General features: G+C 49.9%; 11 protein-coding genes. 9 read left to right on the plus strand and 2 right to left on the minus strand.

Annotation, left to right across the window (positions count from 1 at the left end):
• Positions 1 to 37 precede the first annotated feature (37 nt).
• From AK95_RS31215 to AK95_RS31235, 5 genes are all read left to right on the plus strand, one after another.
• Positions 38 to 358, plus strand: coding sequence for a winged helix-turn-helix transcriptional regulator (locus AK95_RS31215; RefSeq protein ID WP_071223811.1), 321 nt, complete (start codon positions 38 to 40; stop codon positions 356 to 358).
• Positions 359 to 541: 183 nt separating this feature from the next.
• Positions 542 to 1216 carry a hypothetical protein gene (locus AK95_RS31220; RefSeq protein ID WP_071223812.1) on the plus strand — a complete coding sequence of 225 codons (675 nt, stop codon included), beginning with the start codon at positions 542 to 544 and terminating at the stop codon, positions 1214 to 1216.
• Between the two features lie 177 nt (positions 1217 to 1393).
• Positions 1394 to 3832, plus strand: coding sequence for a nitrite reductase large subunit NirB (gene nirB / locus AK95_RS31225; RefSeq protein ID WP_071223813.1), 2439 nt, complete (start codon positions 1394 to 1396; stop codon positions 3830 to 3832).
• Between the two features lie 95 nt (positions 3833 to 3927).
• Entirely contained in the window at positions 3928 to 4245 is a 318-nt protein-coding gene (gene nirD / locus AK95_RS31230) for a nitrite reductase small subunit NirD (protein ID WP_071223814.1), read from the plus strand.
• Positions 4246 to 4292: 47 nt separating this feature from the next.
• Positions 4293 to 5090, plus strand: a complete 798-nt coding sequence (locus AK95_RS31235; RefSeq protein ID WP_071223815.1) for a formate/nitrite transporter family protein — start codon at positions 4293 to 4295, stop codon at positions 5088 to 5090.
• A gap of 240 nt (positions 5091 to 5330) precedes the next feature.
• Here the strand turns inward: AK95_RS31235 and AK95_RS31240 are convergent, their stop codons facing one another.
• Both AK95_RS31240 and AK95_RS31245 read right to left on the minus strand, forming a co-directional pair.
• Entirely contained in the window at positions 5331 to 5489 is a 159-nt protein-coding gene (locus AK95_RS31240; RefSeq protein ID WP_071223816.1) for an asparagine synthase, read from the minus strand.
• An 84-nt stretch (positions 5490 to 5573) separates the two neighbouring features.
• Positions 5574 to 6299 (minus strand): Crp/Fnr family transcriptional regulator, encoded by a 726-nt coding sequence (locus AK95_RS31245; RefSeq protein WP_071223817.1) that lies wholly within the window; start codon positions 6297 to 6299, stop codon positions 5574 to 5576.
• Between the two features lie 271 nt (positions 6300 to 6570).
• Between AK95_RS31245 and adhE the strand changes: the two genes are divergently transcribed.
• From adhE to AK95_RS31265, 4 genes are all read left to right on the plus strand, one after another.
• Positions 6571 to 9180, plus strand: coding sequence for a bifunctional acetaldehyde-CoA/alcohol dehydrogenase (gene adhE, locus AK95_RS31250; RefSeq protein WP_071223818.1), 2610 nt, complete (start codon positions 6571 to 6573; stop codon positions 9178 to 9180).
• 318 nt (positions 9181 to 9498) lie between these two features.
• Complete coding sequence (gene pflB / locus AK95_RS31255; protein WP_071223819.1) at positions 9499 to 11745, plus strand: formate C-acetyltransferase; 2247 nt, start codon at positions 9499 to 9501, stop codon at positions 11743 to 11745.
• Positions 11746 to 11788: 43 nt separating this feature from the next.
• Positions 11789 to 12529 (plus strand): pyruvate formate-lyase-activating protein, encoded by a 741-nt coding sequence (gene pflA, locus AK95_RS31260; protein WP_071223820.1) that lies wholly within the window; start codon positions 11789 to 11791, stop codon positions 12527 to 12529.
• Positions 12530 to 12738: 209 nt separating this feature from the next.
• On the plus strand, positions 12739 to 14097 hold the full coding sequence (locus AK95_RS31265; RefSeq protein WP_071223821.1) for an ABC transporter substrate-binding protein: 1359 nt from the start codon (positions 12739 to 12741) through the stop codon (positions 14095 to 14097).
• Positions 14098 to 14162 lie beyond the last annotated feature (65 nt).

Genomic DNA, 14162 nt, shown 5'->3' on the forward strand with positions numbered 1-14162 from the left:
CTATAAACAAGGTGACTTCGTAAAGAGGTGAAGGGATATGGAAGTTACAAATGTTACGATGTGTCCCCGTTTTGAATCTGCATTTTCTTTTCTGGGCAAACGGTGGAACGGTTTGATTATTCAAACGTTGATGAGCGGGCCTAAGCGCTTTAAGGATATTTCGAATTTGATTCCGTCCATGAGCGATAAAATGCTCTCCGAGCGGATGAAGGATTTGGAATGTGAAGGGATACTGATTCGTCATGTCTATCCGGAAACACCGGTACGTATTGAATATGAACTGACTGAAAAAGGCAAAGCACTTCGTCCGGTGATGGAGCAAATTGCATCCTGGGCAGAACAATGGGTCGAAAGATGAGTCATCTTAAGACTCCCCTTGATGATTAAACCCTGGCATGAGACATCCTCATTTCAGGGTTTTTTTTCTAAACGGAAGTATGGTTCCTGTTTATTTACGGCAAGAATAGGTGGACATGCACCAAGCGGACGCGGCTGCTATATGATGTAAATAACGAGAGCGGCATATCAAGGAGGCGAGCCCATGACCAAGCGAACGTATATCTCCCGTTTCCATTATGGACAAGAGGACATCTCAGAACTTGAAAACGCTTCATTAAAAGTGCTTCATATTTTTGAGAAAACCAAGCGGATGCTGAGCCAGTATGTGCCGGACTCCCTGTGGTTAGCTGCTTCTGGAACAAGCCCGGAACCTGCAGAACACCTTAACCAAAACGGTACCAGTGCTTCAGTCATGTTTCAGAAATGGGTCAAAGCCCCTGGCGGATGGAAGTTCATTGGTTATGAAACCGATCGATTTCATGCTACCGGGCAGAATAGGGGACGAACGGGAAGATTTCTGCAGATGATCATCTGGTCACTCTATGAGAAAATCGTGATGATGCATCCCTTCCTTGGCAGCGAGCCGTTTTTTGACGGGGAAGAGCTGGATGTGATTGCGAATTACTTTGTGCCTACGTATATCAGCGCCGTACCGTTGGTGGAGCAGGGAAAAGCCTTTAAGACCATACAGGCCGGCATCGTTCTGTATCAGGAGCATATTCAGGCGCCTGCCGTCACTATGCAATCGGATGGCGGCTTATTAGAGGGGAACTGGATGACCGGGGTAAATCTGGATGCGAAGGGGTTTGCGGGTATTCGCCCTTATTTAAAAGTGCCAAGCGGTGAACGAGCCTATATGGAAGCCGATATTATATAGAGTGTTCTTATCATAACCTTGTTCCGACGCGGACAGGGTTATTTGGCATTTTTGTTTAAAATTTTAACGATTTATGTGAAATATATCACAAAAAATAATACCGTCAGGCGATATAATTTATGTGCAAGGAACGGAATACCACGATCTAGATAAACGTGTTGGGGAGGAATCAAACTTATGTCCAATATAAAGAGAGAAACGTTAGTTGTCATTGGCAACGGTATTGCCGGGATTAGCACGGTTGAGCAAATCATTAAATTGGGTGGGAGTTTTGACATCACCGTCATTGGACAGGAGCCTCATCCGAATTATAACCGCATTATGCTGTCGTATGTGTTGGAAGGCAGCAAAACCTTGGATGACATTGTATTGAATGATTGGAAATGGTACGAGGATAACCATATCACTTTGCACACGGGTGTCACCGTAACAGCTATTGATGGAGAGCGCAAGGTCGTGACAGCTGACAACGGATTGACGGTGCCTTATGACAAAGTAATGATAGCAACGGGTTCGAAGCCTTTTATATTACCTGTACCGGGTAGTGACAAAGAAGGCGTTATCGGTTTCCGTAACATAGCCGATTGCAACCAGATGCTGGAGGCCGCTAAGGCGTACAAGAAAGCGGCAGTCATCGGCGGGGGACTTCTGGGTCTGGAAGCTGCCAAGGGATTGGTCAGCCTCGGCATGGAGGTGACGGTGGTTCATCTCATGCAGGATTTGATGGAGAGCCAATTGGATTCGATGGCATCCGGCATGCTGAAAAGGGAGCTTGAACAGCAGGGTATCAACTTCTTACTAGGCAAACAAACAACCGAAATATTGGGAGATACCAGAGTCAAGGGACTCCGGTTCAAGGATGGGGATGAGCTTGAAGCCGACCTGGTGGTCATGGCAGTGGGCATCAGAGCGAATACGGGAATCGCCCAAGCGAGCGGAATCGAAGTGAACCGGGGAATCGTAGTTAATGATTATCTTCAAACTTCCTGGCCGGATGTGTATGCGGTTGGCGAATGCTGCGAGCATCGGGGCGTTTGCTACGGCCTGGTTGCGCCGTTGTTCGAACAGGGACAGGTACTGGCGAAGCATCTGTGCGGCGTGGAAGGCCAGCCTTACGAGGGAAGCATTGTATCGACGAAGCTGAAAATCAGCGGTGTTGATGTATTCTCTGCCGGAGAGTTCATGGAGCAAGCCGAACACGCGGTGATCACCGCGAAAGATGATTGGCGCAAGACTTATAAGAAAATATTAATCCGCGACAATATCATTGTCGGGGCGATATTGTTCGGAGATGTGAGCGATTCGGCAAGCCTTCAATCCATGATTCGGAAAAAGACAGCCATGACGGATGAGATATATGATTCGATCATGGGCACGGATCGTGCAGGGACAGGAGGCGGCAAGGCATTTTCGCTGGAAAAGATGCCCGACGATGAGATCGTATGCGGCTGCAACGGCGTAACCAAAAAAGCCATCGTGGATGCCATTACTCTTCAAGGTCATACGACAGTGGATGAGATCAAAGCTTGCACAGGTGCTACCCGCTCGTGCGGCGGCTGCAAACCTGTCGTGGAGCAAATACTCCAGAGCGTATTGGGCGATGGCTTTAAGGCCGCAGGCAAACAAGGCATATGCCCATGCACGACACTCGATCGGGATGAAATCGTCGCGGAAATCCGTGCGAAGGGACTTACCACAACGAAGGAAGTCATGCATGTTCTGAACTTCAGTAACCCGGAAGGCTGCTCGAAATGCCGCCCGGCCATTCATTATTATCTGGCCATGCTGAACCCGGTAACCCATCAGGAGGAGAGGGAATCCCGTTTTGTTAACGAACGGATGAACGCCAACATTCAGAAAGACGGCACATATACGGTAGTCCCAAGAATGTACGGCGGCGTTACCACGCCGGAGGATTTGAAGAAAATCGCGGATGTATCGCTTAAATATAATGTGAAGGTTGTCAAGGTTACCGGCGGACAGCGTCTGGACCTCATCGGTGTTAAGAAGGAAGACTTGCCGAGCGTCTGGGAAGAGCTCGATATGCCGTCGGGTTATGCATATGCCAAATCGCTGCGGACCGTGAAGACCTGTGTAGGATCCCAATTCTGCCGTTTCGGTACGCAGGATTCGATGGGCATGGGAGCATTCCTCGAGGAGAAATTCGAAAGACTGGATTTTCCGGCGAAATTTAAAATGGCGGTCAACGGATGTCCGCGAAACTGTGCCGAGTCGTGCACGAAAGATATCGGGATCGTTGGCAATGACGGTGGATGGGAAATATTCGTTGGAGGCAACGGCGGCACGAAGGCACGTCTGGCGGATTCGTTCTGCAAAGTGAAAACGGATGAAGAGCTGGTCGAAATCTGCGGAGCCCTGATGCAGTATTACCGTGAAACCGGTAAGTACTTGGAGAGAACCTCGGAGTGGGTAGAACGCTTGGGACTGGAACAAATCCGAGCCGTTATCCTGGACGATCCGAAGCAGCGTAAGGAACTGGTGGAGAGAATCGAGCTTGCCCTGCAGCAAGTTGAGGATCCTTGGAAGAAAGTGCTGAACGACGAGAAGCTGCGTTATACGTTATTCGAGGATGCAAGACCAGTGATCAGCAAATAGAAGAGGGAGGAACCTACTCCCCTCTTGCCGCCTGAGCACAGAGAGTTTGTCGCAGTATGGATCGGAATAGACAAGAGAAGTGGAGGCTGCATGTTATGGAAACCGAAAGATTTATTACGGTAGGGAACGAAAATGATTTTCTGTCACAGCTCGGAAGGGTGGTCCATCTCGGAGACCGGGAGATTGCCGTCTTCCGGACTTCGGATCATCAATGGTTTGCGCTGGACAATCAAAGCCCGCATCCCAAAGGAGGGCCGCTCTCGGAAGCCATCGTATCCGGGCACTACATCTACGATCCGTTATACGATTGGAAGATCGAGCTTTCAACCGGCCTCGTACAGGCTCCGGATCAAGGCCAGGTTCGTGTATACCCGATTCGCGCCGTGGACGGGAAGGTTGAGGTGGCTGTTTAAGGCCAGCTATCGCATAGTAAACAGACGAAATCAAGGGGTGATATCCCATGTTTAAAACGGATGTGGAAGCCGTTGTTAATGCCGCCGTCGGGAAAAAGGAGCAGATGAATCATAATCTGCTGCGCTATATGGTATCGGCTATGCTGGCCGGCGCGTATGTCGGCATTGGAATTGTATTGATCTTTAAGCTGGGGGCGCCGCTCGCAGCTGCCGGTTCGCCCTTCCAATCCCTCGTCATGGGAGCGGCATTCGGGATCGCGCTCACGTTGGTGGTGTTCGCAGGATCAGAGCTGTTTACCGGGAATCATATGTTTTTTACGATAAGCACATTATCGGGTCGAACGACGATGGGGGATACGCTGAAAAACTGGGTGCTCGTGTTTATCGGCAATCTGGCCGGAGCGATTCTGCTCAGCTATCTGGTGTATGCTTCCGGCCTGTTCAAAGGCCTGCCGCCGGACCATCTCATCTTCACGGCTGCCGCCAAGAAAATGAATGATCCGTTTATGGAGCTGTTCTTCCGAGGCATCTTGTGTAACTGGCTTGTCTGTCTGGCCTTGTGGATGGGGATTCGGGCCAAAGGCGAAACGACCAAGCTGATCTTAATATGGTGGTGTCTGTTTGCCTTCATTGCGACAGGGTACGAGCATAGCGTAGCCAATATGACACTTCTGACACTCGCGACGATTTTGCCGGGGCATCCCGAGACCATTTCCATCGGCGGATGGATCAGCAACATGGTGCCGGTCACGCTGGGGAACATTCTTGGCGGCGGATTGTTTGTGGGGATGGCGTATTGGTTTATCTCGTCGGGAAAAGGGAGCAAGCAAAAGAAGGTTGCATAGTAGGCATCATAGAAAAGGGGCTGCTCATAAAGTGGGTTTACTCACTTGATATACAGCCGAAAAGAAGCGGTCGACCAAACGGTTGACCGCTTCTTTCATTTGTCTAGTTAAAGTGAGGGATCTCCACGGAACGTCTCCTAACAAAAAAAAGAGGGATCCCGTCGGGCCTTATACATAAAAAGCCGTCCCTTCAGTTCAATGACTGAACAGGACAGCTATATGAATCTTGTCTTCCAATCCTTACCGATGTTCCACCAGGTCAATCGCACCGAGCACAATATGAGCCAGTCCGAAGCCGAGAATACCGGTTGCGGCAAGTTTATACTTGCTGCCAAGCAGAGCGGCACCCGAAGCAGAAACCACAGTTCCAAGAACAGCAGGAATCAAACCTTCACGCATGCTGGGCACTCCCTTTATTTTGGTTTTGAAAGACAAGGTTATTGTAAGCAGATGACTCTATATTATGCACAGAAGGGAGGCCGATTAAATCCGGCAGATTTCGTTCGGACACAGCTCGCAATGGCAGATTTCCTGCAGCATCGGAAGATCTTTAATGACAATCATCCCGCCGGCATATTCGATAGCATTTTTTTTGCGCAGGTCGCTCAGCATCCGGTTTACGCTTTCGCGGGTTGCCCCAATCATGTTCGATAGATCGGTGTGGGTAATCTTCTTGTTGATGAGAATAGTATTATCCGCTTGATGCTGCCCGTAGGTATTGCTCAGCCGGATGAGTGTCGATGTTAAAGCGCCGGGCTTGCCGTACATCATGAGATCCCGGAATTTGGTCTGGGTGATGCGGTGGTGAATGCCCATCCACTTCATAAAATCAATGGCGAAGTCGCAGTGCTGACAGATCAGCAGCTCCAGATCCTTGTGCTCGATGACACCGACAACACTATCCTCAAGCACCTCTGCCGAGAAACTGTGATTGTTGCTGAAGAATGGATCGGCTTGCCCGACTATGTCTCCCGGATGGTACATATATAGAATCAACTCTTTGCCTTCATCGGTCGATTTGGTTAATTTGATTCTTCCTTGTTTAACGTAGTACAGCTTGTCGGCGAAATCGCCTTCCCAGAACAAATGGGATCCTTCAGGGAGTACCCTTTCCTTCATGCTGACCAGCAGACGGTTGCGGTTTTGCTCCGAGAAGCACTGCGTGTTCCCTAAGTTTTCGATTTCCATTACATGGTCTACAGTATTCATGTTGGTATCCCCTAACATCCTAAAATTTGATCTGTTTAATCTTTAAATACATTATAACGTGAAAACATTCACTTTTGGGGGAGATTAAGAGGGAAATCGTGGCGAATTTTCAAACTTTGTGATCTCTTTCACTTGAAAGGAGGGGAAGACAGGTGTAAATCACACAGAAAAGATAAATACTTATATTGTGAAATAATTCACGTGAAAATAGAAACAGCTGTGTTACGATCAAAGCGTAGAAAGAAACATGAATCATGGGAGGATGAGAGATATGGCTGTGAGCAAAGGAACGGTGGAAGTAAAAGGACAAACAGCGTCGGAGTACATTCAGGGGCTGATTGACAAGGCGAATCGGGCCAAAGAAAAGTTTATGGAATTGAATCAGGAGCAAGTCGACGGGATTGTACAGGCCATGGCCATGGTAGGCCTTGAGAAGCACATGCAGCTGGCGAAAATGGCGGTTGAGGAAACGGGACGCGGCGTGTACGAAGACAAGATCATCAAAAACCTGTTTGCCACGGAGTATATCCACAACAGCATTAAATACGACAAAACCGTGGGTATCATTGAAGACAACGCCTATGACAGCTTTCAAAAAATAGCAGAACCGATCGGGATTATCATGGGGATAACACCGGTAACCAATCCGACCTCCACGACGATATTCAAGGCACTGATCTCCATTAAAACAAGAAACCCGATCATCTTCGGATTCCATCCATCCGCGCAGGCCTGCAGCAAGGAAGCCGCACGGATACTGCGGGATGCTGCCGTGAAGCAAGGTGCTCCTGCCGATTGCATCCAGTGGATCGAAGCTCCTTCCATGGATAAAACCAATGCACTGATGAATCATCCTGACGTTGCCTGCATTCTGGCTACAGGCGGTTCGGCGATGGTCAAAGCGGCATACAGCTGCGGCAAGCCTGCCCTGGGCGTAGGACCAGGAAACGTGCCTTGCTTTATTGAGAAGAGCGCGGATTTGGATCAGGCAGTGAACGATTTGATTTTGTCCAAAACCTTTGATAACGGCATGATCTGCGCTTCCGAGCAGGCTGTCATTATCGAGGAGCCTATATATCATACAGTGAAGAAAAAAATGATTGCCAGCGGCTGTTATTTTGTCAACAAGGAAGAGCTGGCGAAACTGACTGCGCATGCGATGGTATCGGATAAATGTGCGGTAAATCCTACTATCGTCGGACAGCCGGCAGCTAAGATAGCAGAGGCTTGCGGTTTCGAGGTACCGGAAAGCACCAAGATCCTGGTCGCCGAGCTGGAGGGAGTCGGACCTGCCTATCCGTTGTCTGCCGAGAAGCTTAGCCCGGTGCTGGCCTGCTATAAAGTGAAAGATGCGGAAGAGGGCATAACGCGCGCTGAGGAGATGGTTGCTTTTGGCGGCATGGGCCACTCGTCGGTAATCCACTCGCACAATGAGGACATCATCATGAAATTCTCAGATCGGATGAAAACCTGCCGTATCCTGGTGAATCAACCCTCTTCGCAAGGCGGTATCGGCGATATCTACAACACGAATCTGCCATCGCTGACGCTGGGCTGCGGTTCGTATGGACGTAATTCCACTTCGTCGAACGTGACGGCAGTCAATTTAATCAACGTGAAAAGGGTGAACCGCAGAACCGTGAATATGCAGTGGTTTAAAGTGCCGGACAAAATTTACTTTGAAAAAGGCTCGACGCAGTATCTTGCGAAAATGCCGGAAATCACCCGTGTCGCTATCGTTACCGACCCCATGATGGTGAAGCTGGGTTATGTGGAGCGGGTAGAGCACTATCTGCGTCAGCGCAGAGTGCCGGTAGCCATCGAAGTCTTCTCGGAGGTTGAGCCGGATCCTTCGACAACGACCGTAGAACGCGGAACGGAGATGCTTGCAAGATTCCAGCCGGACTGCATCATCGCCCTCGGCGGCGGATCGCCAATGGATGCAGCGAAAGCCATGTGGCTGTTCTATGAATATCCGGATACGGATTTTAACAATCTGAAGCAAAAATTCATGGATATCCGCAAGCGGGTCTATAAATATCCGAAGCTTGGACGGAAAGCGAAGTTCGTTGCCATTCCAACAACGTCGGGAACGGGCTCTGAAGTAACTTCGTTTGCCGTCATCACGGACAAAGGGCTGGGGAATACCAAGTATCCGCTGGCTGACTATGAGCTGACACCGGATGTGGCGATTATCGATCCGGAATTCGTATACACGCTGCCTAAAACGGCGGTAGCCGATACCGGCATGGACGTTCTGACACATGCGATTGAAGCCTACGTATCGGTGATGGCCAGCGATTATACGGATGGGCTTGCCATCAAGGCCATACAGCTGGTGTTCCAGTATCTTGAGCAGTCGGCGCTTACCGGCGACAAACTCGCCCGCGAAAAAATGCATAATGCTTCGACGCTTGCCGGCATGGCTTTTGCGAATGCGTTCCTTGGCATCAACCACAGTCTTGCGCATAAGTGGGGCGGTCAGTATCATACGGCGCACGGACGCACCAATGCGATCCTGATGCCTCACGTCATTCGTTACAACGCGAAGAAGCCAACGAAATTCGCTGCATGGCCGAAATACACCCACTTTGTGGCTGATGAGAGATATGCTGAAATCGCACGGATTCTCGGACTGCCGGCAAGAACGACGGAAGAGGGCGTGAACAGTCTGATTGGCGCAATCCGGGAGCTGAACAGCAAGCTCGGGATCGAGGAGTCGTTCCAGCAGCTTGGCATCGACCCTAAAGATTTCGAGAAAAATGTTGAGCATTTGGCGGACCGGGCTTTTGAAGACCAGTGTACAACGAGCAATCCGAAGCTGCCGCTGGTGACGGAGCTCGCAGAAGTTTACCGCAACGCATTTTACGGCCGGTTCTAGACTAGATAGACTCTAAACGCCGATCGTGAAGATCCAAATAGATTTTCAGACAAGGTATGCAAGACCAGGTTCAGAGTGATAAAAATCACGGGAAAAGATGAGTTTGTGATTATTATCACAGATGCAGGAGATCAACAGGACTACAATAAAGGTGTAGATGGAAGCTGAATCTCAGATCTTTGATATAGAAGCTTGAAGGCACAAGGCGGGGTAGTGGCACCATTGATCGTGAAAATAATCACATTAAAGATCTGAGACAGATCAAGGTGTGGCCCCGCCTGTCCTTGCAAGCCCCAGCAAATCTAGGAGGGATTCAATATGTCGGTGATTGAAAAAGAAGCAGGCTGGAAAGGTTTTAAATCAGGTAAATGGACCAAGCGAATTGACGTTAATGATTTTATTGCAGAGAACGTTACTCCCTATTATGGCACTGATGAATTTTTGGCGGGACCCACGGATAACACCAAAGCACTGTGGGATATCGTATCGGATTTAACCAAGAAGGAACGGGAGAACGGCGGGGTTCTGGATGTGGATGTCCATACACCATCAACCATCACCTCCCATCAACCTGGCTATTTGGACAAGGATAAAGAACAGATTGTCGGCGTTCAGACCGATGAGCCGTTCAAACGCTCGATCCAGCCTTTCGGCGGGATCCGGATGATGATTGATGCGTGCAACGCATACGGCTTTGAAATGCCGCAGGCGGTTGTGGACATCTTCAACGGTATACGCAAAACGCATAACCAAGGCGTGTTTGATGCCTATACTCCTGAGATGAGAGCAGCGCGCAAGGCCGGGATTATTACGGGTCTTCCCGATGCTTACGGCCGTGGACGTATCATCGGTGACTATCGCAGAGTATCGTTATACGGCGTGGACGCGCTGATCCAGGACAAATTGAGAGAACTCGCCGAGCTTGAAGTGGATGCGATGGATGAGCCGATCATCCGTTTGCGGGAAGAATTGTCTGAACAAATGCGGGCGCTCAAGGAACTGAAGGAAATGGCGGCTATGCATGGTTATGACATTTCCAAACCTGCGAATACGGCGAAGGAAGCATTCCAGTGGCTGTATTTCGGTTATTTGGCCGCAATCAAGGAGCAGAATGGCGCTGCGATGTCGCTTGGCCGGGTATCTTCTTTCCTTGATATTTATATTCAACGGGATCTGGCTGAAGGCAAGCTGACGGAAGAAACAGCCCAGGAACTGGTCGACCATTTCGTAATGAAACTTCGGATCGTGAAATTCCTGCGTACGCCGGATTATAACGAGCTGTTCAGCGGGGATCCGACGTGGGTAACGGAATCCATCGGGGGCATGTCGGTAAACGGTGAGACGAGAGTGACCAAGAATAGTTTCCGTTTCCTGCACACCCTGTACAATTTGGGACCTGCTCCGGAACCGAACTTGACGGTGCTATGGTCGGAGAAGCTGCCGGAAGCCTTCAAAAAATATTGTTCGAAAGTTTCGATCGAAACCAGCTCGATTCAATACGAGAACGATGATCTTATGCGTCCAATCTACGGAGACGATTACGGCATCGCCTGCTGCGTATCCGCGATGCGCATCGGAAAGCAGATGCAGTTCTTCGGAGCCAGAGCAAACCTCGCCAAAGCGCTGCTCTATGCGATTAACGGCGGTAGAGATGAGAAATCCGGCGCCCAGGTTGGACCGGAATATCCGGCCATCACCGCGGAAGTTCTGAGTTATGATGAAGTCATGAAGCGATTCAAGCCGATGATGGAATGGCTTGCGAAGCTCTACATGAATACGCTCAATGTTATCCATTACATGCATGACAAATATAGCTATGAACGGATAGAGATGGCGCTTCACGACCGGGATATCCTGCGCACGATGGCATGCGGCATTGCAGGCTTGTCCGTAGCAGCGGATTCACTGAGCGCAATTAAATATGCGAAGGTGAAGCCGGTACGCAACGAGCAAGGGATTGCGGTGGATTTTGAAATCGAGGGCGAGTTCCCTTGCTACGGCAACAACGATGATCGCGTGGATAGCATCGCCGTTGAACTGGTCGAGGCCTTCATGAGCATGATTCGCAAGCACAAGGCTTACCGTGATGCCATGCCAACCCAATCGGTGCTCACGATTACGTCGAACGTTGTATACGGCAAGAAGACAGGAACCACGCCGGATGGACGTAAGGCAGGCGAGCCGTTTGCGCCGGGCGCGAATCCGATGCACGGACGCGATAAGAAGGGAGCTCTCGCTTCGCTGACCTCCGTGGCCAAGCTGCCATATGAGGACAGTCTTGACGGCATCTCGAATACGTTCTCGATCGTACCGAAAGCTCTTGGCAAGGAAAGTGATATCCGCGTGAACAACCTGGTTGCGATGCTGGACGGTTACTTTGGCAGCAAAGCGCACCATCTGAACGTCAACGTATTTGACCGGGAGCAGCTGATGGATGCGATGGAGCATCCGGAGAATTATCCGCAGTTAACGATCCGGGTATCCGGTTATGCGGTCAACTTCGTCAAACTGACGCGCGAACAGCAGCTTGACGTCATCAACCGTACGTTCCACGGATCGATGTAAGGATGGAAGACTACCATAGCGGATACGGAAAGGATGACGCACCATGCTAAAAGGTCATGTACACTCCATAGAAACGTTCGGAACGGTGGACGGTCCGGGTATCCGCTTTGTGCTCTTCATGCAGGGTTGCCTCTTGAAGTGTCAATACTGCCATAATCCGGATACCTGGGGACTGCATGAAGGACGCGAGATGACGGTAGATGACGTATTGGCAGAGATTGAGCCTTATCTGAGCTACTACCGTTCATCGGGCGGCGGGTTAACGGTCTCCGGCGGTGAGCCGACATTGCAGTATCCTTTTGTCACGGAGCTGTTCAAGGAAGTGAAGCGACGCTGGAATTTGCATACGACGCTGGACAGCAACGGCTATAATGAACCGGAGAAAATATCGGAATTGCTGGAGCATACCGACTTGGTGCTGCTGGATCTGAAGCATATCAACGACGAGAAGCATATCAAGCTCACCGGGAAGTCCAATGAACGGACGTTGAAGACCGCCCGCTGGCTGTCCGAACATGGTCGGAGCATGTGGGTCCGGCACGTATATGTGCCGGGCATCCATGACAGCGAAGAAGACTTGATTGAGTTAGGTCAATTTATTCGGACGCTGCACGGCGTCGAGAAATTCGAAATCTTGCCATATCATCAGATGGGCGTGTATAAATGGAAGGAGCTCGGCATGGCTTATCCATTAGAGGGCGTTCCTTCACCATCCGAAGAGGAAGTGGCACGCGCTTACCGGTTGATTGGCGAAATACCCGAGAACATAGAGACTGTCCAGTAATGATTTCAGCTGCCTAATACTAAACATAATATGTTATGATTAATAACAATAACCTTTCCTATTAATGGAAGGGTTATTGTTCTTTGTAGAGGATTTTATCCCTTGGATAGAAAAATGTCGACCTATCGAAATATGCAATCGCTTTCTATAATGAAGATGTAAGGAAAGTGCCTATCAAATATACAAACACTTCGGGAGGGTCAAAGACAATGAAGAAAAAGGGTCTGGCATTATTAATGTCGCTTCTGTTCGTCTCATCCACGCTTTTGTCTGCGTGCGGCGGCGGTGACAAGGCAGCAGAGAAGCCGTCAGGTGGTTCGGAAGGAACGGTAAGCAATGAGCCGTTTGAAATCACCATCCGCCATACGCAAGTTGGTGAATCCAAGAAGTTCCGTCTCGCATTGCTGAACGATGTGGTCAGTAAGACCGAAGAGGCGGTGCCAGGACTGAAAATCAAGCTGGACGCTGTAGACTCTGAAGTGAACCGTAAAGAGAAGCTGAGAGGCGAGATGGCAGCCGGTAAGCCGCCGGAAGTGTTCGATGTGTTCGGCAGCCCCGATGCAGGCGTATATTCCAAAGAAGGCTTGATGCTCGATTTGACTCCGATTTTGGATGAACTGGGCATTAAAGACAAATTTACGACGCTAGACCCGTTCACACATGATGGCAAGATCTACGGATTGCCGATTGGCGGTTCCATCGAAGGTATTTTCTATAACAAGGACTACTTCACGCAAAAAGGGCTGAGCGTTCCAAAAACATTGGCTGAATTAGAGCAAATTGCCGAAACCATCAAAGCCGACGGCAAGATTCCGTTCGCGCAATCCTCCAAGGATGCTTGGATTCCACTCATGACCACGAATAACTTGTGGAGCTATTACGCGGGGCCAGAGGTTACTTACGGCTTCAAGACCGGAGAAACGAAATGGACGGATCCGAAAGTCGTTGAAGGTGTGAAGAAGCACCAAGAATGGGTTGAGAAAGGGTACTTCAAAAAAGGCGAGCTCGGTTTCGAATATGCGGACATGAGAAACCAAATGATTACCGGCGAAGCCATCATGATGATGGACGGATCATGGGCGAACTCCGTATTTAGAGATCCGGCTCAAGCGGGTGACATGGTAGGTAAGGTCGGATACTTCAATCTGCCTCCGGTTAATGAAGGCGACCCTGTCATTGTCATGCAGGACGCAAACAACGGATATGGATTCTCGGCAGCGGTTGCGGAAGATCCTCGCAAACTTCAGGCGGTTAAAGAATTCATCAAAAATATGTGGACAGATGAAATGCAGCTTCGCGGACTGAAAGAAGACGGTGTACTGCCGGCGATGAAGATGGATCTGGCCACCATGAACTCCACTTCGGACGATCCGCTTATGCAAGACATTTTCAAAGGCGTAAGTGAGATCAACAAATCCTTCCCTGCCTTTGATGCACTTGTTCAAGCAGACGTGAACACCGCACTGAGCATGGGAATTCAGCAAGTCATCGGCGGCGAGCTTGATGCCGAGAAGATGCTCGAGAATGTGCAGGCAGCGCAAGAAGCGGCCAATGCTTCAGAGGAATAACTACAATCCTAGACGGAAGGGCACCACCCGCTGCGGTACATGGGGGTGCCCTTTCGCCTAAACAA

It is taken from the genome of Paenibacillus sp. LC231 (assembly GCF_001860525.1).
GTDB lineage: Bacteria > Bacillota > Bacilli > Paenibacillales > Paenibacillaceae > Paenibacillus_AQ.